The organism is uncultured Nostoc sp. (assembly GCF_937863485.1).
In the GTDB taxonomy this organism is placed as follows: Bacteria; Cyanobacteriota; Cyanobacteriia; order Cyanobacteriales; family Nostocaceae; genus Nostoc.
Map to the genome: position 1 here is coordinate 13,590 of NZ_CALMFY010000213.1, position 20,442 is coordinate 34,031.

Annotated in this window: 21 protein-coding genes; 11 read left to right on the forward strand and 10 right to left on the reverse strand. The window is 42.2% G+C overall.

Translation table 11 applies throughout. The features are described from left to right. Positions 1 to 2,253, forward strand: a 2,253-nt coding sequence (locus tag Q0541_RS28330) for an ATP-binding protein (RefSeq protein WP_298919168.1), incomplete at its 5' end; no start/stop codon positions are given. Positions 2,254 to 2,484: 231 nt separating this feature from the next. After that, positions 2,485 to 2,862: a response regulator gene (locus Q0541_RS28335; RefSeq protein WP_190894307.1), complete on the forward strand. Its 378-nt coding sequence runs from the start codon at positions 2,485 to 2,487 to the stop codon at positions 2,860 to 2,862. A gap of 304 nt (positions 2,863 to 3,166) precedes the next feature. Here the strand turns inward: Q0541_RS28335 and Q0541_RS28340 are convergent, their stop codons facing one another. Together Q0541_RS28340 and Q0541_RS28345 are read right to left on the reverse strand one after the other, a co-directional pair. Continuing rightward, complete coding sequence (locus tag Q0541_RS28340; protein ID WP_298919175.1) at positions 3,167 to 3,433, reverse strand: hypothetical protein; 267 nt, start codon at positions 3,431 to 3,433, stop codon at positions 3,167 to 3,169. Between the two features lie 14 nt (positions 3,434 to 3,447). Then, positions 3,448 to 4,053: a flavin reductase family protein gene (locus tag Q0541_RS28345; RefSeq protein WP_298919177.1), complete on the reverse strand. Its 606-nt coding sequence runs from the start codon at positions 4,051 to 4,053 to the stop codon at positions 3,448 to 3,450. 531 nt (positions 4,054 to 4,584) lie between these two features. On the opposite strand from Q0541_RS28345, the gene Q0541_RS28350 reads away from it, so the two are divergent. Beyond that, on the forward strand, positions 4,585 to 5,895 hold the full coding sequence (locus tag Q0541_RS28350; protein WP_298919179.1) for an LLM class flavin-dependent oxidoreductase: 1,311 nt from the start codon (positions 4,585 to 4,587) through the stop codon (positions 5,893 to 5,895). Positions 5,896 to 6,001: 106 nt separating this feature from the next. After that, a complete protein-coding gene (locus tag Q0541_RS28355) occupies positions 6,002 to 7,057 on the forward strand; it encodes an LLM class flavin-dependent oxidoreductase (protein ID WP_298919181.1) in 1,056 nt (351 codons plus the stop codon). A gap of 207 nt (positions 7,058 to 7,264) precedes the next feature. On the opposite strand, the gene Q0541_RS28360 is transcribed toward Q0541_RS28355, so the two are convergent. Further along, complete coding sequence (locus Q0541_RS28360) at positions 7,265 to 7,729, reverse strand: hypothetical protein (RefSeq protein ID WP_298919183.1); 465 nt, start codon at positions 7,727 to 7,729, stop codon at positions 7,265 to 7,267. Positions 7,730 to 8,404: 675 nt separating this feature from the next. On the opposite strand from Q0541_RS28360, the gene Q0541_RS28365 reads away from it, so the two are divergent. Beyond that, on the forward strand, positions 8,405 to 9,499 hold the full coding sequence (locus Q0541_RS28365) for a phosphotransacetylase family protein (protein ID WP_298919185.1): 1,095 nt from the start codon (positions 8,405 to 8,407) through the stop codon (positions 9,497 to 9,499). Positions 9,500 to 9,541: 42 nt separating this feature from the next. On the opposite strand, the gene Q0541_RS28370 is transcribed toward Q0541_RS28365, so the two are convergent. Next, on the reverse strand, positions 9,542 to 10,060 hold the full coding sequence (locus Q0541_RS28370) for a DUF4188 domain-containing protein (RefSeq protein WP_298919188.1): 519 nt from the start codon (positions 10,058 to 10,060) through the stop codon (positions 9,542 to 9,544). 95 nt (positions 10,061 to 10,155) lie between these two features. Between Q0541_RS28370 and Q0541_RS28375 the strand changes: the two genes are divergently transcribed. The 4 genes from Q0541_RS28375 (at position 10,156) to Q0541_RS28390 (ending at position 12,351) form a co-directional block, all read left to right on the forward strand. Further along, on the forward strand, positions 10,156 to 10,692 hold the full coding sequence (locus Q0541_RS28375) for a PadR family transcriptional regulator (protein WP_298919189.1): 537 nt from the start codon (positions 10,156 to 10,158) through the stop codon (positions 10,690 to 10,692). Between the two features lie 81 nt (positions 10,693 to 10,773). Beyond that, entirely contained in the window at positions 10,774 to 11,277 is a 504-nt protein-coding gene (locus Q0541_RS28380) for a DNA recombination-mediator protein A (protein ID WP_298919191.1), read from the forward strand. Between the two features lie 101 nt (positions 11,278 to 11,378). Continuing rightward, positions 11,379 to 11,777 carry an MAPEG family protein gene (locus Q0541_RS28385; RefSeq protein ID WP_298919193.1) on the forward strand — a complete coding sequence of 133 codons (399 nt, stop codon included), beginning with the start codon at positions 11,379 to 11,381 and terminating at the stop codon, positions 11,775 to 11,777. 82 nt (positions 11,778 to 11,859) lie between these two features. Next, on the forward strand, positions 11,860 to 12,351 hold the full coding sequence (locus Q0541_RS28390) for a YajQ family cyclic di-GMP-binding protein (RefSeq protein ID WP_273767944.1): 492 nt from the start codon (positions 11,860 to 11,862) through the stop codon (positions 12,349 to 12,351). 435 nt (positions 12,352 to 12,786) lie between these two features. On the opposite strand, the gene Q0541_RS28395 is transcribed toward Q0541_RS28390, so the two are convergent. After that, complete coding sequence (locus Q0541_RS28395; RefSeq protein WP_298919197.1) at positions 12,787 to 13,344, reverse strand: glutathione S-transferase family protein; 558 nt, start codon at positions 13,342 to 13,344, stop codon at positions 12,787 to 12,789. A 6-nt stretch (positions 13,345 to 13,350) separates the two neighbouring features. After that, complete coding sequence (locus Q0541_RS28400; RefSeq protein WP_292738383.1) at positions 13,351 to 13,815, reverse strand: hypothetical protein; 465 nt, start codon at positions 13,813 to 13,815, stop codon at positions 13,351 to 13,353. 424 nt (positions 13,816 to 14,239) lie between these two features. Between Q0541_RS28400 and Q0541_RS28405 the strand changes: the two genes are divergently transcribed. Then, the gene (locus Q0541_RS28405; protein WP_298919201.1) at positions 14,240 to 14,959 is read left to right on the forward strand and encodes a tetratricopeptide repeat protein; all 720 of its coding nucleotides are present in this window, start codon (positions 14,240 to 14,242) and stop codon (positions 14,957 to 14,959) included. 226 nt (positions 14,960 to 15,185) lie between these two features. On the opposite strand, the gene Q0541_RS28410 is transcribed toward Q0541_RS28405, so the two are convergent. Together Q0541_RS28410 and psaM are read right to left on the reverse strand one after the other, a co-directional pair. Then, positions 15,186 to 15,596, reverse strand: a complete 411-nt coding sequence (locus tag Q0541_RS28410) for a hypothetical protein (protein WP_298919203.1) — start codon at positions 15,594 to 15,596, stop codon at positions 15,186 to 15,188. 253 nt (positions 15,597 to 15,849) lie between these two features. Further along, on the reverse strand, positions 15,850 to 15,939 hold the full coding sequence (psaM, locus tag Q0541_RS28415; protein WP_040630342.1) for a photosystem I reaction center subunit XII: 90 nt from the start codon (positions 15,937 to 15,939) through the stop codon (positions 15,850 to 15,852). Positions 15,940 to 16,166: 227 nt separating this feature from the next. Here psaM and Q0541_RS28420 point away from each other — a divergent pair, with 227 nt between their 5' ends. Then, positions 16,167 to 17,438: an FGGY-family carbohydrate kinase gene (locus tag Q0541_RS28420; protein ID WP_298919205.1), complete on the forward strand. Its 1,272-nt coding sequence runs from the start codon at positions 16,167 to 16,169 to the stop codon at positions 17,436 to 17,438. Positions 17,439 to 17,601: 163 nt separating this feature from the next. On the opposite strand, the gene Q0541_RS28425 is transcribed toward Q0541_RS28420, so the two are convergent. Next, positions 17,602 to 18,840 carry a restriction endonuclease gene (locus Q0541_RS28425; protein WP_298919208.1) on the reverse strand — a complete coding sequence of 413 codons (1,239 nt, stop codon included), beginning with the start codon at positions 18,838 to 18,840 and terminating at the stop codon, positions 17,602 to 17,604. Continuing rightward, positions 18,831 to 20,438: an AAA family ATPase gene (locus tag Q0541_RS28430; RefSeq protein WP_298919210.1), complete on the reverse strand. Its 1,608-nt coding sequence runs from the start codon at positions 20,436 to 20,438 to the stop codon at positions 18,831 to 18,833. Before Q0541_RS28430 ends, Q0541_RS28425 begins: the two co-directional genes overlap by 10 nt. Positions 20,439 to 20,442: the final 4 nt, after the last annotated feature.

Here is a 20,442-nt window from a genome sequence, read left to right on the forward strand (position 1 = left end):
GATATTCACGATCGCAAGCAGGCAGAAGCTGAAAATCAACGTTTATTGGATATGTTGAATCATTCCAGCGATGCGATCATCGTCCGCGACATGAGCGAGAAAATCTTGTACTGGAATCAAGGTGCCGAAACTCTCTACGGTTGGACACGTGAAGAAGTGAAAGGCCAATACATTCACGCATTTATTAAAAAAACCTTTCCAAAACCAAAACAAGAAATTATCGCAGAGTTATTAGAGCAAGGTAATTGGGAAGGAGAAGTACAACATCTCACCCATGATGGCAGCCTGATTACCGTCGAGAGCCGATGGACGTTACAACGGGACGTCGACCGTCAGCCCTGCGCGGTGCTAGAAATTAATACCGACATCACTGCCCGCAAACAAGCAGAAATCGCTTTGCGGCAACTGAATCAAGAACTGGAAGCCAGAGTTGTAGAGCGGACAGCTGCCCTGCAAAATACCTTAGCAGAAGCGCAGGGATTAAATGCCATTTTAGATAACTTAGCAGATGGTCTGTTGGTGGCAGACACCGCAGGACAAATCACCCACTTCAATCCTGCCTTTTTAGGCATGTATGGATTGACAGCTACCGCCCTCAACGGTCACTACCGAGAACTGCCGATCTCTGGTTTAACAGACCTGGTTGCACGAACTCAGTCCCATCCCAAAGAGGTGTTCTCTGCCGAAGTTCCACTGACGAAGGAACGCATTGGTCAGGCTGTGGCGACCGCCATTTTCAAAAAGACGACAGATCAGGAAGCTGCTGCCTGCTTTGGTTCGGCGCTGCTGATTCGGGATGTGACGGCAGAAAAGAAAATCGACCAGATGAAGACCGACTTTATCTCAACGGTTTCCCACGAGCTGCGGACGCCGCTGACTTCTGTTCTCGGTTTTGCATCGATCATTAAAGAAAAGCTAGAAACTGATGTGTTCCCAATAATTTCTACCGAAGACCGCAAGCTTCAGAAAACCATCAAGCGGGTGGGTGACAATCTCAACATTATTGTATCGGAAGCAGAACGGCTCACGTCTTTGATTAACGATGTCCTGGACATCGCCAAGATGGAAGCAGGTAAGGTGGAATGGCAGATGCAGCCCATTGATCCCAGCGAATTACTCAATTGGGCAAGCAATTCCACCGCAGGGTTATTTGAAACCAATGGCTTGCAGTTGGTTTGCGAGATTGAACCTGGACTGCCTCAGATCGTAGGCGATCGCAACCGTCTGCTGCAAGTTTTAATCAACCTGATTTCCAATGCGGTTAAGTTTAGTGAATCTGGTTGTGTCACCTGCCGCGTCAAACAAGGAAACGACGGTGTTTGCATCAGCGTAATTGACACAGGCATTGGTATTGCACTTGAAGACCAGCCGAAAGTATTTGAGAAATTCCGCCAAGTAGGCGACACCCTCACCGACAAGCCCAAAGGCACAGGGTTAGGACTGCCCATCTGTAAACAAATCGTCGATCATCATGGCGGTAGAATCTGGGTTGAGAGTGAACCAGGTAACGGCAGCATATTCTCGTTCATTATTCCCACCTACACCTGCGATCAAGAAGGTACTACTAATCTGAATCTGGATACGCTAGTCAAACAACTCAAAGAACACGTCATCACCAGAGACGCTGTATTGAACCAAAACCGTAAAACCATCTTGGTTGTAGATGATGATGCCAACATTAGAGAACTGCTCCGTCAACAACTGGAAAATGAAGGCTACAACGTTCGGGAAGGGAAAGACGGTATGGATGCAATTCATCAAATCAAAATAGCCCGTCCCGATCTGATTCTCTTGGACGTGATGATACCCCAAATCAACGGCTTTGATGTGGCAGCTGTTCTCAAAAATGATCCTCAGACCGCAGACATTCCGATCATTATTCTGTCAATTATTGAAAACAAGGAACGGGGCTACCACATTGGCATTGATCGCTATCTCACCAAGCCCATTGACACAGAGAAACTCCTCAACGAAATTGGCTCACTGCTTTACCAGGGCACTTCTAGTAAAAAGGTATTGGTTGTAAATAAAAATGCATCAGCCTTAAAAACCCTATCAGATGTACTACAAACTCAGGGATACAGCGTGATTGAAGCCTCGAATCCGCAAGAATGCATCCATAAAGCCTTGTCAGCCAAACCTGACATGATCATCATCGATTCTATGTTTTCTCAAGAAGCTGATTTGGTGAAAACCCTACGCTTTGAGAAAGAGTTGGAAAATGTATTTTTTATTATGCTGTCAGAACAGTAATCGCTGCTACTAGAGACTGGGGACTGGCAAAGAATTCTTCTAATCCCCAATACAACTCTTGGAGAGGCTGGCGCTTAGGGCGTAGCTATAGCCGCAGGCTTTACGGCTTACCTCGACTTACCTCGACAACTCTTGGAGACGCTACGCGTAGCTTGCTTCCCCGTAGGAGTACGCTCGGCACAAGTCGTTCAGTACAAGTGCCCAATTCCCAATTCCCAATCCCCAATCCTTATGACCCAGAAAATTCTGATTGTTGACGATGAACCCAATATCTTGATTTTGATGGAACAAGCCCTAGAAGCATTAGAAGATGAAGGGGTTGAACTTTTAACTGCTAGAAATGGAGAAGAAGCTCTCGAAACTATTAAAACTGAAAAACCAAACCTGGTTTTTCTCGATGTAATGATGCCTAAAATGAATGGTCTGCAAGTCTGCCACATTGTTAAACACGACCTGCAAATGACTGACATCTACATTGTGATATTGACAGCTAAGGGACAGGAATTTGATAAACAAAAAGGAATTGAGGTTGGTGCAGACTTATATCTAACGAAACCATTTCGCCCCAAAGAAGTACTTGAAAAATCAATGCAGGTGTTGGGTTTTTGAGGAAAGTCTTGAATCCTTTTCACTGCGATCGCTTCCAGTCTGCCGGAAGCGATCGCAATACTTGGTAGTGCTAATTCATCTGCAATGGCATCATCAATTGCATTCACCCTCCAAGTGAGTTCTTTTCCTATATTTGATGCTAGGCGTAGCTTGCTTTCGCCACTACGCTATTTATTTGGACTTTCAATCACCAAGTTTTTTTAGATGGAATTAAATACTTTTTAAAATAACAAAAATCGGCTGCGATCGCAGCTGATTTTTATCCGCTATTTATATAATTAAGTAGTTAATTTGAATATTCTAATCAATTATGAGGATAATCTCGGAGTATCTCTACAACACCAACAAGCTTAAAATCTTTCTCAAATCCCCACACTATCTTGTGGCTGATCGGTAAATTTGACGGACGCTCCTGCAAAATTTCTCTTGCAGTTTTCTCTGAGCCTGGTTGTTGCTCTACAAGCTGGAAAAAATCTGTACACGCAATACAAAGCTCAGTTAACTGTGGAAGTTCCGCCTCTTTAAGAATTCGGGCGTGAAATTGTAAAAAATCTATCTCCAAAAAACTCATCTTGCGAATATTCTTTAAGTCGGGCGAATAATCTCATACAAATCCTGAGTACGAGTATACCAGTTGCCCGACAGGCGACCGATCGCGTGTAACTTGGCGACATCAATTGTGTTTTGTGGTGTAAGTAAATCGTCCCGAATATGCCACAGCACTGCCTCAGCAATAATTAATCCCGATTGGCTACCTTCATTGCCTAGATAAACTACTTGCTTCAGCACACACTCAATATTAATGGGTGATTCAGCGACTCGTGGCGGACGCACTCGTTTTGAGGGAGCAGGAGTTAGTCCCGCTACTTGAAATTCGTCCACATCTGGCGGAAAGTCTCCACTGGTAGCGTTCATCTGTTCCCCCAATTCTTCAACAACTATGTTAACGACTAGTTCACCCGACTGCTCTATATTCGCTAAAGTATCTTTTTTAGATCCGCGTCGTAGACCGCTGGAGATGGCTAGAGTGGGTGGGCTAGCTGTCACGCCCATAAAAAAACTGAAAGGTGCGACATTGGGCGTACCATCGCTGGCGATCGTTGACACCCAAGCGATCGGTCGGGGAACCACTGAACCAACAAGTAATTGATAGGTATTTCGTGGATCGTTCTGGGAGGGATCGATAATCATTGAGATTTTCCTCACTAAACACTACAGTTTTTCAAAATTCGATCTTGCCGAAGAGAATGTCAATGCTCTTGCTTTTTCTCGCTATCTGTGAGATGTTCATACTCAGTTACGATACTACGACTTATTGACCAATTTACCGTAGTATCGATAGGTTAATTAATTAACCCAAATGCTCACGCCCTAAGTCCGAGTCAAATGTTAAAAGCCCCTAGTACAAGAGTAAAGCCAGCTATGGCTGAACCATGCTACAGAATTTGGATTTGCGTTGGCAGTAACTCCAGAGCAATGAACCACCCACAGTCTCCCTGTGATCCGAGTTACGCAAGAGCCAAGACGCTCCTTCAACTAGCCCAAGACTGTGGGTTTACTAAACCCTGATTTTACAAAACTAGATTATTTCTTGAGATTAAACCACAGACGGACACAAAGAGGAGTCTGAGTGTTTATCTGTGTTTCCAAATATTAAATTCATATTTTTACAATCAGTCTATTTTTCAGAAAAAGGTTGGAAAAAAGACAGGAGCTTTTAAGATGAGACAAATACATCTAGCGGGTTTCTTACTTGCTTCACAAGTTGTTCACTCTCATGCCGTTTGGCGTCATCCCAGAACTGAGTTAGGCTTTCTCGAACCTGAATATTATCAGAATATTGCCCGTGTATTAGAACGTGGCAAGTTCGATTTGGTGTTTTTCGCTGACTCTTTAACAATGCCCGATACCTATGGTGGTAGTTTTACCGAGAGTCTGAAATATGGCGCTCAAGGGGCACTCAGGCTAGATCCACTAGTGCTTGCTACTGCTATGGCAGTTGTTACCAAGCATATTGGTATTGGTGTTACCCGTTCTACTACTTACTATCAACCCTACGACCTGGCGCGGGGATTTGCCACCCTCGACCACCTCAGCAGAGGGCGGGCTGCGTGGAATGTAGTAACTTCAAGTAGGGCTAGTGAAGCAGGTAATTTTGGCTTCGACGAGCATCTAGAACACGATCTCCGGTACGATCGCGCGAATGAATTTCTCGAAGTCGCCTGCAAACTTTGGGGTAGCTGGGAAGAAGGGGCATTAGTTCTGGATAAGGAAAACGGCATCTTTGCTGACCCCTCCAAGGTGAATTATGTTCATCATGTGGGGCAATGGTTGAAGTCACGGGGACCATTGACTGTGCCTCGCTCTCCCCAAGGTCGTCCGGTGATTATTCAAGCTGGTGCTTCTAATAAAGGTAGAGAGTTTGCTGCAAAATGGGCGGAATTAATTTTTGAAATTAGTCCCAATTCCACAGCCATGAAATCCTACTACCAAGATATTAAAACTCGTATGGCTAAATATGGGCGCAAGCCAGACACCTGTAAAATTCTACCTGCGGTGATGCCATTTGTAGGTGAGACAGAAACTATTGCTCAAGAAAAGCAAGCTTTCCACAATGAGTTAGTACATCCTATGGCTGGTTTATTAACTATGTCGAATCATTTAGGCGTTGATCTGTCGCAATATTCTTTAGATCAATCTGTGGAAAAAGTTGAAGCTCAAGATTATCAAAAACTGTTAGCTGTAGTTCAAAGACTGAGTTTAGATAAAACTATAACGCTGAGAGATTTAGGCAAAATTTATGGGAGAAGTCTAGCTGTACCGCAACTAGTTGGTACTCCTATTCAAATTGCTGACAAACTAGAAGCCCTATTTCACGAACAGGCTGGGGATGGTTTTGTGATTTCGCCTGCTTATCTTCCCGGCTCTTTTGATGAGTTTGTCGATTTAGTGATACCGGAATTACAAAAACGTGGGTTATTCCGTAAAGAATATACAGGCAACACTTTAAGGGATTCTTTAGGACTCAATTAAATAATTCGTAATTTGTAATTCAGTTTTGTAACAGGGATTTAGATCCCCAGAACTAATTAATACTCGGTTCGGGAATTTGTAACTAACTTTTTACTAGGAGTTAACTATGTCAGAACCACGTTATGGGATTTGGGCGCCTGTTGGTGGCAATTTTGGCCCTCTCAACACCCCAGAGGAACCTGTGAATGCAAGTTATGAGCGCACGCGATCGCTTATTTTAGAAGCAGAGCGTTTGGGATATGCCAGTACTTTAGTAGCGCAGCACATCGCCAACCCCCGCAGTCTAGAATTAGAACAGTTAGAAACCTGGACGGCATGTGCAGCCTTGGCTGAAGCCACAGAACGAATTGAGATCATCGCTGCAATTAAACCCCTGCTATTCCATCCAGCAGTTTTGGCGAAGATGGCGTTAGGCATTGATGCCATCAGTGGTGGACGTTTTGCGATAAATTTGATCAGTGCCTGGTTTAAACCAGAGATGGAGCGCACTAATATTCCCTTCCCACCTCACGATGAGCGCTACCGCTATTCGGGTGAGTGGTTACGGGTTGTCAAATCCCTCTGGAGTGGCGAGAGGATTAACTTCCAAGGCGAATACTTCAAAATAGAGGATTTGAGTTTTCGGCCCACTCCCATCGCCCAACCGCATCCTCCCATCTACCTTGGAGGGGCATCTGATCCGGCGCAAATATTAGTTGCTGAACAGGCAGATATCTACTTCATTAACGGTCAACCGATTGAGGATGTCCGCAAGGTGATTAAACAAGTTTTAAGTAGACCGCGATCGCTACCCAAACCAGTGCGCTTTGGTCTATCAGCCTTTGTGATTGCTCGTTCCACCGATGCCGAAGCCCAAGCAGAACTTGAGCGACTTATGGCACTCCAGAAGCAAGAAGAACACTTGAAATTAAGTGTTGCCAAGGGAGTTGATCCAGAAGCCGTGATGTTCCAACTCTTTGCCAAAAATCCAGCTGTTGGCGGCAATGGTGGCACAGCAGCAGGGCTGGTTGGGAGCTACGACACGGTGGCTACAAGAGTTGCAGATTTTGTTGATGTCGGAATTGAGACTTTTATGTTGCAATTCAATCCCTTTGCCCAAGAAATGACGCGCTTTGCCCAAGAAATTATGCCGCGAGTGCGCTCTTTACAACTTGTGGCTTGAAGCTAAGTATTAGATCCTCCCCTGCTACATTTTCAAAGAAGCGTTGGGAGGATCATCTAGTGCGATCGCAGCTTTTTTTGTCAACTATTTAATTGACTTTTGACTTTTGACTTTTGACTTTTGACTTCCCCGAATGCAAGAGCGTCCCGTAGGGAAGGGGCTGACCCAGATTCAGGATTTTTGACTGACGCTGGGTCTTTTCTGCAATCAATACAATTCTAAAATTTCTAATTCTGGTGATAGTGGAAAGCCAAACTTCTCATGAAAATGAGGAAACTTGAGTAAAAATAGACACAAAGGTTTATTGTGATAAAAAGCTTTTAGCTTAAAGAAGCGAACATCAAAACCTTCCTTTTGTGCTTCTTTTGATTCAGAAAAGCTTCCCGGAAAAATTTCATCAAAATAAACTTCAAATTTACTTGCCGTTTCCAAGAAAGGTTTACCAATCAATTTAGCACCATTGTCATAAGCAGGGTTAGGTATTGCTTTCCTGTACTCACTTTCGTCGAATCCAGCCCTTAAAAGAAATTCAAAAAATCCGTTAAGTATCTTGAGGTTGTCACTTGTATTAAAGTCTTGCCAACCTTTAACCAAACTATCTTGAAGTTCAAAAAAAATGTTAAGTATAAATTGGGTTTCTACAGAATTTAATTCAGTGGTAGATAGTTTCATCTTTTTAAGTGTTATTTATTCACAAAAATCCACTTCACTTCAATATCATGAAAGTGAATAATTAAAAACGTTATTGCAATCTCAATTAAAAAAATTGAGAGCGCTTAGTCAAACTAAAATCTAGAGTTTTTAAAATTCCTCTACTTCAGCACATCATGTTAAGTAATTATTATTAACAGGTTTTTTATTTGGGGATAATGCAATCCTCAAAGCTGACTAAATTTCCTTTATAACCTGTAGAATTTCTGAAACTATGTGCCAGAAACCTGTGTATTTATACTGCCATATAAGTTTCATATAAGTCAACCAGATTAATCGTAAATTTAAAAATTACTGAATATTACTATTGACAAGTTTATATTCATCTATAATTCATATTTGTCAAAGCAATTTTCTGATCAAAATACGGATAACATAGATATCTTCCTTCTGCCCCAGCCCCGATATTCTACAAATAATTGGGCAGGGAGCAGGGGGCAGCAGGGGGAAAATTCCTCTCCACCGCACCCTTTCTCCCACCTATAGAGTCTCTTCAGCACTTGCTCCCTGCTTGTTCAATTAGAAGGTAATTCTGGGAAACCTTAACTTGTGAGAGCGAGAGCTTTTGCCAGAAGGAACTAGAATTAGGAAACACCTAGCTGGGTTCTTCTGACTTTTGAAATTAGGAGTGCATGTGTGCCAAAATCCCCTAAATATTTGCTGATTGGATCAACCGAGACTTACAGCGGTAAATCTGCAACTGTTCTGGGTTTGTCTCATCAGCTACAGCAAAAAGGACTAGATATTTCCTACGGTAAACCGCTCGGTACGTGTTTGAATTTGTCTAGTGGAACCGTAATTGAGGAAGATGTCCAGTTCATCGCTCTTAGCCTCAATTTGCCGGAAAACCGTGTTGCACCTACAATGCTGGCTTTGGATGAACTAAATGTGCAAAAGCGCTTGCGGGGGGAAGACAAAACCGATTATCAACAGTCCCTAACACAGCAATATTTGCAAATGTCCCAAGGAGATTTGGTGTTACTGGAGGGGCCTGGTGATTTGTCCGAAGGCAATTTGTTTGACTTGTCTTTGCTGCAAATGGCTGAAGTCTTGGATGCTGCTGTGCTGTTAGTAACCCGCTATAAATCGTTGCTTTCGGTTGAGGCGCTATTGGCTGCTAAAGGGCGTGTGGGCGATCGCTTGATTGGAGTTGTGATCAATGATATCCCACTCACCCAACTAGAAGCGGTTGACACTCTCTTGCGCCCATTTTTGGAACAGCAGGGGATTCCGGTGCTAGCAATGCTGCCGAACAGCGATTTGCTCCGCAGTGTCAGTGTTGGCGAACTAGTCAAGCAGTTAAAGGCTGATGTTCTCTGTGGCAACGATCGCCTAGATTTGTTGGTGGAAAGTCTGGCAATTGGAGCGATGAATGTCAACTCCGCTGTGAAGTATTTCCGCAAACGCCGGAATATGGCAGTGGTAACAGGAGGCGATCGCGTGGAAATTCAGCAAGCTGCTTTGGAAACCTCTACCCAATGTTTAATTCTCACCGGACAACTACCACCGCCGCCGTTCATTCTCAGTCGCGCTGAAGAACTAGAAATCCCGATTTTATCTGTTGACTTAGACACCCTCACCACTGTAGAAATTGTTGACCGCACTTTCGGGCAAGTCCGACTCCACGAGCCGATTAAAGTTCAGTGCATTCGCCAATTGATGTCTGAGCATTTTGACATTGACCGCCTGTTATCTAAACTGGGTTTAACTCCGGCAGCAGCATTGTCTTAGGCTGATCAACTCAAACAATTCAAGAGCATCAATGCTCAGTCATCAGTTAGAGGGCTGTATTATTGGCGAAGGCACAGCTGGCTCGCTGTCACCTCCCAGGCGACGGCGTGCTGTCTCTTTCCGCCCCATAGCTGGGACGTGCTTAGTTGCAGCAGCTAATCCAAACACAGGCATATTCCCATAAACCGCCTCATATCTTCCCGGTTCGATTAAATAAGTTTCGTGCCAAATGCCGACACTGCCATCAGCACCAATGGCTTGATTAAACCTTTGCCAAGCTTCTAGATGTGCATCAGCTGGATTTCTGGCAAAACGCTCCAAATCCTCGAACGATCGCCAATACTGAATCAATCCCACTCCTCGCCAGTAAACAAAAGTTTCTCCTCCTAAAAACCCTTTTTCAGGATTCTGATTAAGGCTTCGTAGCATGGGCGACATTGCCCTAGCTGTGGGAATCCATTTGGAAAAAGCGAAGAATTTATTAATTCGCATTCCAATCAGAAACACAACAAAGGGTTGATTAATCTCGGCTGTAAATCGTCCCTGTATTACTTGAGGCATCTATTACTCCTTGCTGTTTTAGCTTAATATGCAACTAATTGCATATAAACATTTTATGCAATTAGTTGCATATGTCAAGTGGTGAATTCAAAATTATGGCATTAGCGCACGCAATATTAGCTGCTCTGGTTGACGCGCCTTGTAGTGGGTATGATTTAGCAAAACGATTCGATGGCTCTGTAGGCTTTTTCTGGTCAGCAAGTCACCAGCAGATTTATCGGGAGTTGTCGAAGCTAGAAGATCAAGGATGGATTAGTTCCGAGTCAATTGTTCAAGCAGGACGCCCAGATAAAAAGCTCTACAAGGTTACAGACTTGGGAGAACAGCAGCTCAAAGAGTGGATTGCTCAACCTTGTGAACCCACACCGATTAAAGATGATTTGCTTGTTAAAATTTTTGCTGGGCATATTGCTTCTAACCAGATGATCTTGGCAGAGCTAGAGCGTCACCGAAAAGCCCACTTAAAAAAATTATCTACGTACAAGGATTTAGAACAAGAATGCTTTCAGAATCCGCAAGAACTCCCAGAATCAGCAAAATTTCAGTATTTGACTCTCCTGAATGGCATTACTTATGAAACACATTGGCTGGCTTGGTGTGACCAAGTAATCCAAACAATCGAAAAATTGTAGCAAAGTCTAACTCAGGTTCGCCTCGCATCTACACGCTGTTTGGTAAAATATCTGGGTCGTTTAATCGGATTATGTCTATCTTTGAGCCAATCAACAGACCTTATTAACCTCGATACATTAGCGCAGGAACTGGCGACAATCCAGCAAACGGGTTCTAAAAGAATTGCCTTGCTGGGTTCTCGTCACGTCCCGATTACGCATCAGAATCTTATTGAAATGATGACATATGCCCTAGTTTTATCGGGTAATCGCATCATTACTTCAGGTGCTACAGGTACAAATTCAGCTGCCATCAAGGGAGCAACGCGGGCTGATCCGAATTTGTTAACGGTGATTCTACCCCAAAGCCTGGAACGCCAGCCTTTGGAATCGCGCCAGCAACTAGAACAGGTAATGCATCTAGTGGAAAATTCCAGTAATGATAATCTGTCACTTGCTGAAGCTAGTTACCTGTGCAACAAGGAAATTGTCTCTCGTTGCCAGCAACTGATCTGCTTTGCATTTCACGACAGTGGTACCCTGTTACAAACTTGTCAAGATGCAGAAGAACAAAGAAAAGTAGTGACCCTCTTCTACTTTGATTAGTCATTTGTCATTTGTCTTTTGTCATTTGTCTTTTATATTTGACTAATGACTGATGACTGATGACTGATGACTGATGACTAATAACCAATAACTAATAAGTAATGATAATTTTTTTGTACTCGATCGCTGCTGCTGCCGTTCTGATTTACTTACCATTTTTGGTGGTAGCTTATGCCCGTGCACAGATTGGGTATGAAATGTTTTCTACTCCTCGTGCTATGTTTGAGAAATTGCCACCATACGCCCAACGAGCTACTTGGGCACATCAGAATACCTTTGAAGCGTTTATGGTGTTTGCGGCAGCGGCCTTGATGGCATATGTAACTGGTGTAAATTCTTCTACAGCACAACTGGCTGCGATCGCCTTTGTGGTGGCCCGTTTGCTATACTCAATTTTTTATATTTTGAATATACCCCTTTTGCGATCGCTGATGTTTGGCATTGGCATCCTTGGCTCTGCCACTCTCTTTTTCTTGAGCATCATCCAAGCTACTAGTTAATTGGGGAGTTGTGGCTGGGGACTGGGAAAAAGTTTTCCCAATACCCAATCCAAAATCCAAAATCTAAAATCCAAAATGTTTTATGGCTTCTACTTTTTCCTTTGACATTGTGAGCGACTTTGACCGACAAGAGTTGGTTAACGCTGTCGATCAAGTTATCCGAGACATCAAAGGTCGTTACGACCTCAAAGACACTCAAACTACTGTCGAGTTAGTCGAAGAAAGTATTAACGTTAGTACTGATAGCGAGTTTACCTTAGATTCTGTACACACCATCCTGCGGGAAAAAGCCGCCAAGCGTAACCTCTCCCAGAAAATCTTTGATTTTGGCAAAGTTGAATCAGCTAGTGGTAATCGCGTCCGTCAAGAAATCAAACTCAAAAAAGGCATCAGTCAGGAAATCGCCAAACAAATTTCCAAATTGATTCGCGACGAATTCAAAAAGGTACAAGCTTCAATCCAAGGGGATGTTGTGCGGGTTTCTGCCAAATCTAAAGATGACTTACAAGTAGTCATGCAGCGGCTGAAACAAGAAGATTACCCAGTAGCTTTGCAATTTACAAATTATCGTTAAAAGATTTGTATGGTGGGCAATGCCCACCCAAAATAAGTTTTGTGATTTTTTTTGTTTGGATGTAATACAGGATAGGGGCGCATCGCTATCCATTGGTGTCAACTTAACGTTAAAACCAGTCTATAAATAGCTTTTAGAGATTGTCTCGTTCCTAGTCGGAGACTAGGAATGCATACTCTTAGGCTCCGCCTTCCTGACTCGCGACACCGCAATAAACAGCATTTCCAGCCAGGGGCTGGAAACGAGGTTTGAAAAGGCTTTTGGCTTAAGTTAACACCACAGGACTTACGCAAGAACTCTCTGAAACTCTTATTCCTTTGTGTCCTTTGCGCCCTTTGCGGTTCGTTTTATCATGATTTTGCGTAAGTCCTGCACCAATGACATATCTAGCCCCTACGAACAATTTGTATTTCACTGCATTGAAAACAGCTACAATCAAGACCGTCCGCTAATACTTTTTTGAAATGCTGGACGCTCAGATAACTGCTTCATATAATTCAACACCGCCGGGTAGGAGCTGAGGTCTAGCTTCAGCATAATGGGAATGTAATTCAGAATAGACCCCACTGCCACATCGACAACAGTGAATTCATTACCCAGCAGAAAAGGTTGCTTACTGAAAATTTCATTTAATGGAGTTAACAAGCGGGGCATTTCCCGATCCCGACTTGCTTCTACAAAAATTCCTGGCCCAAGGGTCGCATTGGCAAACAACACCCATTGGGAAAATACAGCACGTTCCTCTGCTGAAACTGAAGTTTTACCGTACTTATCAGCAAGATATAGCAAAATTGCCCCAGATTCCCAAAGTTTAAAATCTCCATCAACAATTGCTGGAACTTTACCAACTGGATTAATTGCCAAATATGCAGGCTGGAGATGTTCACCCGCCTGCATATCGAGCTTGACAAATTCGTAGGGAATTCCTAGTTCCTCTAAATACCAGTGAACAATTGACGCTCGACTCCTAGTACTGCCGTAGAGTTTTAGCATAATTACTTAAAGAACTTTGTGAGTGTGAGAATGCTGTTTAACGTTGTCCTCTTTAGTGACAACTCTAGCGGCGTTTAACACCCTTTTCCGCTCAATGGAATACTTAAACTCAGTGTAGTTTGTACCTAATGGAATCAGAGATTTTGCAGATTCACGACGCTTGTAGGTACGAGCTGCTGCAAATGCCCGTGGCACAAATTCCTCTCCAAACTGAGCCGACTCTGGGAAGCCATCTGGCAACAGTTGTGAATCGCCATCCAGCACAGATCCCAAAGTTGTTGCATGAGCCAGCTTATAGGAGGTAGGGATGCCCTTTAAAAGCGCTTCCAAAGCCGCGGAGGGAATCGGTTCTATAACTTCGATTTGATAAACTTCTCCATCTTCTTTGACGAAGCAGGTTGCCAAGCCGATAACAATATAATCATCGGTTGCTAAATCAGGGGCATTGGGATAGGAAATTGCAGTTGTCATCGGAAAATTTCTCAAAACTTAAAAATTGAATCCAGAGGATGGGGCATTGGCCAAACAGGGCATGGGGCATTGGGTATTAATTGTTCTCTTCCAGATTCCCCTTATCCCTTATCCTGCTCATCCCCTGTTTAATGAACGGCTTGTTGGCATTCTACCAATTTGTCGCTCTCACTACTTGACTAGTCTTTGAGATTAACATCTGCTATTTCTGGAATTTAACTTCGGGATCAAGTATCCATGATTAGGTTTGAGGAGCAATTGTTTATTTAGGGCGTAAATTTCTCTTATGCGGCTAAGTTAAGTTCTCTCTTGAGATAGCTTTAATGTAACCCTAAATACCTTAGAAATAGACACAGTGGTAAAACCACTAGCAGTAAAAAACTATAATTTTATTTCCAAAAGCATTGATTTAATGTAGGAAAAGATGAATACTCACTCATTTTTAGCTGACGATGACCAGCAAAGTAAGCAATACAAATATGTTTTAAATTATACAATAAATTTTCAAGAGCAGAGGATGAACGATCGCAGCGAATCTACTTTAGGGGATAGCTACTTACGCTCTTGTGCTTTGAAGTCGGCTCAACAAGGAGATTATACTGAGGCGATCGCACTTTTAAGCCAACTAATTTCCCGCCATCCGCACAATGCGGTTGATTACAACAACCGGGGGCTAATTTATTTCCAAAGTGGTGAAAAGCAAAAAGCGCTTTCCGACTATAATACTGCCCTCAAAATCAATCCCAATTTGGCTAGTGCTTATAATAATCGGGCAAATTACTACGCTGCTTGTGGAGAATTAGCAGCAGCACTTGCGGACTACGATCAAGCAATTAATTTTAATCCTCGCCATGTCCGGGCGTGGATTAACCGAGGCATTACCTGGCGTGACTTGGGGCAATATGAGGAGGCAATTGAGAATTTTGAGGTAGCACTGCTTTTGGGTCAACTAGAAGGTCATATCTGGGCTGAACGCGGCAGGACTTACCATCTTTGGGGCGACTGGAATTGTGCGATCGCTGATTATCGTCGCGCCCTCACTCAACTGCCCTCTATCGACAACAGTAAGGATATTACTGGTTGTCGCTTGCGTTTACAACTCAAAAATTGGCTAAACGAGTTGCTATCTGAATCAACGTCCTAATTGGTAGATGAGTTCTTCTGGAGGATTCAAAATTCAAAATAATTGATTAAATTTTGAATTGAAATTTAGTGACGCTGTATCGCTAATGACTAATAGATGATAACTACATAGCTATTCAAAAATTAGCTATTAACCATTATTTATTAGCAATAATATAAATTAACACCCGGTTTATCCGTAGCCTGAATCACAAGAAACCTGAATAATCCCAAATTCGCGATTTGTCTTAGGGTGATGACTCAGTTTGTTCATCTTCTCGGCGATCCTGATTCATCAACACGACCCGACGCTGGCTGGGATCAAATCGGTATCCTTGTTCTTGCATAATAGTTTTAGTTTGCTGAGGATCGAAGTTACGGCCAAATTTCGCCTGCAAACCATTCACATGTCCTTCCATCAGCTTGACTTCAGTACCAATTTCTCGCAACTTTTCTTGCTGTAACCAATGATAAGGCAAAAGTTGTGCTAATGCAGATGCTGCAACGGCTGTAACGGCAAGATTAACCGCTATTTTGGCTGTGCTTTCCAGTGCCATCACCTGGTAAGAACGTTGACGAAGATGCCGCTTTGGTCGAGGAGTGACCCGGCGTTTTTGTATAGGTTGTAACGGTGGTTTGGAGGGTTGAATCGCGTTCATGATGCTAAAAAATAACCTCGTTTAATGAAGGGAAGCACTGTAAAAGCGTTCTGGCGCTAATTACTGCTTGATTTAGCTGTCATATTACTTCATTTTTTTGAAATAACTACAAGTGTTGCAGCAGTTAAAAAATAACCTGGCTTACGTAAGTGCCAGTTTCCTAGCTATTTATGGCATAAAGCCACAAGAAGAAAGGAAATTGCACCCCGTACTGCCAGGATTATTAGCTTTTTAACTGTGTCACATCGTAGCGTTATTTGTAAAGTTCTGTGGCTAATCGCCAAGCTAGAACTCCTGGGATCAGCGCCACAACTAGAGCGATGTAGACTTGAGTATCTGAGATGGAAGATATCTGAGCAATGTACAGAGTATCTAAGATAGGCATGGCTGAAAACCTCCTAACCTGAATAGATTTTGAACAGTTCGTTTACTACTTTTCCTTGTTTTGCCAAGATTGGGGAATATCTTGTTACAAGATGCAACAAAAGCAGTTATTGGTCAGACAATTTTGGATTTTAGATTTTGGATTTTGGATTGACTCCACGGATAAATCCGGGATTGATAAAAATTATGAATTTGTATTTGGGTATCGACTTCGGCACATCTGGCGCCCGCGGTGTGGTAATTGACGAGGAAGCTTCTTATATCCAGGCACAGGTGCGATATCCCTTCCAGGATTCACCAGCCTCTGTTATGCCAAAAATTTGGCAGCAAGCTTTATTTGTGCTGGTGGAACAAATACCTGACCAATTGCGGCGAAAAATTAAAGCGATCGCAATTAATGGTACTTCTTCTACCGTCTTGCTAGTCGATGCTGTTGGCAATCCAATAGATGCACCATTGTTGTATAACGATGCGCGGGGATCATTGGTGCTAGAGCATTTGAGGAGCATAGCACCCCCCAATCATACCGTGTTGAGTGCCACCTCCAGCCTCGCCAAACTTTTGTGGATGAGGCAATTACCCTCTTTTAGCGAAGCTAGATATTTCCTGCATCAAGCAGATTGGCTGGCGTTTCTCCTACATGGGTATTTAGGGATTAGCGATTACCACAATGCTTTAAAGCTGGGTTATGACGTAGAAGAGTTGAAATACCCAGAATGGTTAGAAAAGCTGCAAATACCGATACAGCTACCCAAAGTTTTAACTCCTGGGACTCCCATTGCAAAATTACGCCCTGAAATTGCCGATAAGTTCGGTTTGTGCCGTGATTGTCAGGTATGTGCAGGTACAACTGATAGTATTGCCGCTTTTCTCGCCAGTGGGGCAAAATTACCTGGTGAAGCCGTGACTTCCCTTGGTTCAACATTGGTACTAAAGTTATTAAGTCGTACCCGTGTAGAAGATGCCAGATATGGGATTTACAGCCATCGGTTGGGTGATTTGTGGCTGACTGGGGGTGCTTCTAATACTGGGGGTGCAGTACTTAAGCAATTTTTCACAAACGCTGAGTTAGAAAGCTTTAGCCGGGAGATTGATGCATCAAAAGCCAGTGAGTTAGATTATTATCCATTATTGAAAGCAGGCGATCGCTTTCCGATTAATGATCCCAATCTACCCCCACGTTTGGAACCACGCCCAGATGATCCAGTGGAATTTTTGCATGGGTTGTTAGAAAGCATTGCCCGCATAGAAGCGCGAGGGTATGAATTATTACAGCAAATGGGCGCAGACAAGTTGAGCCGTGTTTACACTGCTGGCGGTGGCGCGGCGAATGATATTTGGACTGCAATTAGGGCGCGTCATTTGCAGGTTCCTGTAGTAGCGTCAGTATATACAGAAGCAGCTTACGGAACGGCGCTGTTGACGATGGGAGGCGGAAGTAAGGGTAAAAAAGAGTAATTGTGTAACAATCTTTTCGTAGGTATTTCGGAAATCAGTATCTATCCCAGTGACAATCGACATATCTAAGCCGATACTGGGATGATTAGATACCGGACTATAGGATTCCAGGTTCATTCTCTGGGCAGCTATTCGGGGATGGGTGCTTCGCCACAAGCGAATGTCATCTATCCCCTTTACTAATTATCCGTGTGAGTTCTGAGGCGATTAAGAGAAAAAGGTTTTTTAAGAAGGTTTGACCTGCGCGATCAAGATTATCATCTAGGGAAAAGGTGAGGCTGTTGACTCTGATTTCGCCACTTTTAATATCTAGTGGCTGTGTCAAGTCTTTGGGGTATATCAAAAAGGCTTGCTTGCATTTTGTTGTGTTAGCGTAGCTGATCATCTGGTGAATATCTGTATTTTCTGCGAGTTCCGGGGTTTTATACTTTGTATCCAAAACCGCTATTGTTTTACCAGTAGCAGCATCACACAGTAATATATCTATACTGAAGTGCCGATTCTGACTAATTTCTATTGGATGTTGTTGTTTGATAAAATAGCCTTGTGGCGTGTTTTTCTGAAGCCATTCTGCAACAAAAAGTTCATATAAATGTGCCATATCGACGAGAAAGGGTAGGGTTTTGTGATTTCCCCTCTCATGACTAGGACTACTATTTTCTAAAAAGAATCGGCATAAATTATGTAATAGTTGATAGTCTGGATTGAGGCGATTATACTGTCTGGCGATACAATCTTCTGCGCTACAAGGTTGCAGCGTTACTAATCCTTGTAAAGCGTGATAAGCTTTTCGTACTGTTGGTGATACTCTTTCTGAACATAAACTGCTACGACCAATGATATAAAGTGTCCATGCCAGGATTTGATTTTCTTTAATATCAGCCGTATGTTCTTCGTAATCGCATTTAAGTTTAACATTCCACGGCTTTTGAATTATCTGTCGCACATCTAGCCTTCCCCGCACATAAGAAAGCTGCTGTGTTTTAGGCAAGTAAGTACGATATAATCCTTTGCGGCACCGTTCTAAAACTTTATCGGCTAAGATATGAGCCAGATTATTATAAAAATTCTCTAGAGATTTACAATCCATCAGCCCTTCGAGAAAGCGAAACCCTTTTAAATTGTAGGCATATTCCAGCATTCCGAAGAGGTTTTGGATAGGCACTTTCGGATTTATTTTTAGATGCAATTCAGGAGTTACAGGAATGTAACCTACCCATCCTTTAGCTTTGAGTTTCCAATGTTGTCTCGTTGTATAGGTAGGAAATTCTATATCTACTTGTGTTTTGTATTTCTCGTATAACTCAACCCCGGCTGGATAGGGTATTTCACCACACTGAAATGATTTACTTTCGTATTCTGTAATGTCAATAATTATTGGTTGTGCTGGGTTTATATCCATAGTTTATTTTTAATTTTATTCCAGCGGAACTGATCTACTTTTTCTAGCTGGTTAAAAAAGTATTCTTCTAAATATGGCTCAATTTCCATGCGCCATATATCTTCTATATCTTCACGTAGGTTGTCTGTTAAAAAGAATGAAATACCAATTTCGTAGTTTTTATCTGCGATCGCCTGATTTAATTGCTGTAAAATGTTAATTAATCCCTCTACTGCAAAACCTCTTTTTCGGTGATAACTTCGCAGCACATCATAGTTTGGGCGAAGTTCAATAAATGCAAAGCGGCGGCGTAGCGCATGATCTATATTGGCAATAGACCTATCTGCTGTATTCATTGTCCCAATAATGCGGACATTTTTTGGGATACGAAAGTTGTTACCGCCAGCTAATGGAATTTCTCTATCTCGATACTCAAGCAAATACATTAATTCACCAAAAACTTGTGCGAGATTAGCGCGGTTTATTTCATCAATGATCAAAACACAAGTTCCTTGATGATCCTCTGCTTCTTTGCAGAATTTTAGAAAACTGCCTGGAAGCAAAGGGTATGTTAATTGTCCATCTTGGCTTTGAGGACGTATACCTTGAATAAAATCCTCATAAGAGTATGCGGGATGAAATTGCACCAATTCTGAGAAGCCATCACTACCACCTATTAAATGTTTTGCAAGGTGTTCAGCAATAAAGGTTTTTCCTGTTCCAGGAGAACCATATAAGATTATTTGCTTTTTGCGATTAATTGTACGTTTCCAGCGTTCTAACTCTGTTTCATTAAACCCAGTTTCCTCATAAATTCGCTTAATAGAATGCTTAGGTTTTAATTTATATGAAGAGAAAAACCTGAATACTTGATTAGCAGCATCCATAACTTGTTGTGATTGCTCAAAATCATCAAAATGACCAGAATTATCAAAACTTATAAAATCTGTGTCTGATAGGTATATTTTATCCATATTTTCTTGATTTTCAAATATTTCTATAATTGCGACTTCATATTTTAAAAATTGGTTATCTTCATAAAAATCTTCATGTTTCTCAGATGATTTAATTATTTTTTCCACTAATATAGTTTCACTAATTAGTTCAGCATCTGTTCTTTGGAAATCATATTCTTCTTCAAATTGTTGATCTTTAATTCCCTGTCCTGCTTTAAATAACATTGAATTACTGTCAAGATTGTCTATTAGTAATTGTATAATTTCCTGTAAAGCAATATCTATAGAATATAAAAGTAAGCTATCTAATTTTGAGTTTGGCACTAGGGGTAAAGCTAAACTATCTACACATTCGATTATGTATTGGAGAGAAGCATCAGCCATTCTAATAGCTCTAATCCACTTGCTCATGTAATAATAAACATAGTATTGCCAATCATCCTCGTTTAATAATTCTAGGTAAAAACTTACAAGAGCAACAAAGCGTATGATCACTTGCAAAAATTCAGGTTTATTAGAATAAGTTGTAAGTCCAGCTTGGATTATTATTTCCCATGCTTGCCAAATCAGTTCTAATGCTTCCCATTCCTGCTTTGATCCTACAGTTGCAATTCGGGAAGCGTAAGCTACATCACCCCAAGTAAGAATATTTTTTTGATTCATATCA

Bases quoted from the DNA above. Each gene is read 5' to 3' on its own strand.
- Q0541_RS28430 (WP_298919210.1), bottom strand. From the start codon at position 20,438: ATGAATCAAAAAAATATTCTTACTTGGGGTGATGTAGCTTACGCTTCC.
- Q0541_RS28370 (WP_298919188.1), bottom strand. From the start codon at position 10,060: ATGCCTCAAGTAATACAGGGACGATTTACAGCCGAGATTAATCAACCC.
- Q0541_RS28410 (WP_298919203.1), bottom strand. From the start codon at position 15,596: ATGAACGCGATTCAACCCTCCAAACCACCGTTACAACCTATACAAAAA.
- Q0541_RS28405 (WP_298919201.1), top strand. From the start codon at position 14,240: ATGAATACTCACTCATTTTTAGCTGACGATGACCAGCAAAGTAAGCAA.
- Q0541_RS28340 (WP_298919175.1), bottom strand. From the start codon at position 3,433: ATGAGTTTTTTGGAGATAGATTTTTTACAATTTCACGCCCGAATTCTT.
- Q0541_RS28345 (WP_298919177.1), bottom strand. From the start codon at position 4,053: ATGATTATCGATCCCTCCCAGAACGATCCACGAAATACCTATCAATTA.
- Q0541_RS28425 (WP_298919208.1), bottom strand. From the start codon at position 18,840: ATGGATATAAACCCAGCACAACCAATAATTATTGACATTACAGAATAC.
- Q0541_RS28375 (WP_298919189.1), top strand. From the start codon at position 10,156: ATGGCATTAGCGCACGCAATATTAGCTGCTCTGGTTGACGCGCCTTGT.
- Q0541_RS28390 (WP_273767944.1), top strand. From the start codon at position 11,860: ATGGCTTCTACTTTTTCCTTTGACATTGTGAGCGACTTTGACCGACAA.
- Q0541_RS28360 (WP_298919183.1), bottom strand. From the start codon at position 7,729: ATGAAACTATCTACCACTGAATTAAATTCTGTAGAAACCCAATTTATA.
- Q0541_RS28395 (WP_298919197.1), bottom strand. From the start codon at position 13,344: ATGCTAAAACTCTACGGCAGTACTAGGAGTCGAGCGTCAATTGTTCAC.
- Q0541_RS28350 (WP_298919179.1), top strand. From the start codon at position 4,585: ATGAGACAAATACATCTAGCGGGTTTCTTACTTGCTTCACAAGTTGTT.
- Q0541_RS28355 (WP_298919181.1), top strand. From the start codon at position 6,002: ATGTCAGAACCACGTTATGGGATTTGGGCGCCTGTTGGTGGCAATTTT.
- Q0541_RS28335 (WP_190894307.1), top strand. From the start codon at position 2,485: ATGACCCAGAAAATTCTGATTGTTGACGATGAACCCAATATCTTGATT.
- Q0541_RS28400 (WP_292738383.1), bottom strand. From the start codon at position 13,815: ATGACAACTGCAATTTCCTATCCCAATGCCCCTGATTTAGCAACCGAT.
- Q0541_RS28385 (WP_298919193.1), top strand. From the start codon at position 11,379: ATGATAATTTTTTTGTACTCGATCGCTGCTGCTGCCGTTCTGATTTAC.
- Q0541_RS28420 (WP_298919205.1), top strand. From the start codon at position 16,167: ATGAATTTGTATTTGGGTATCGACTTCGGCACATCTGGCGCCCGCGGT.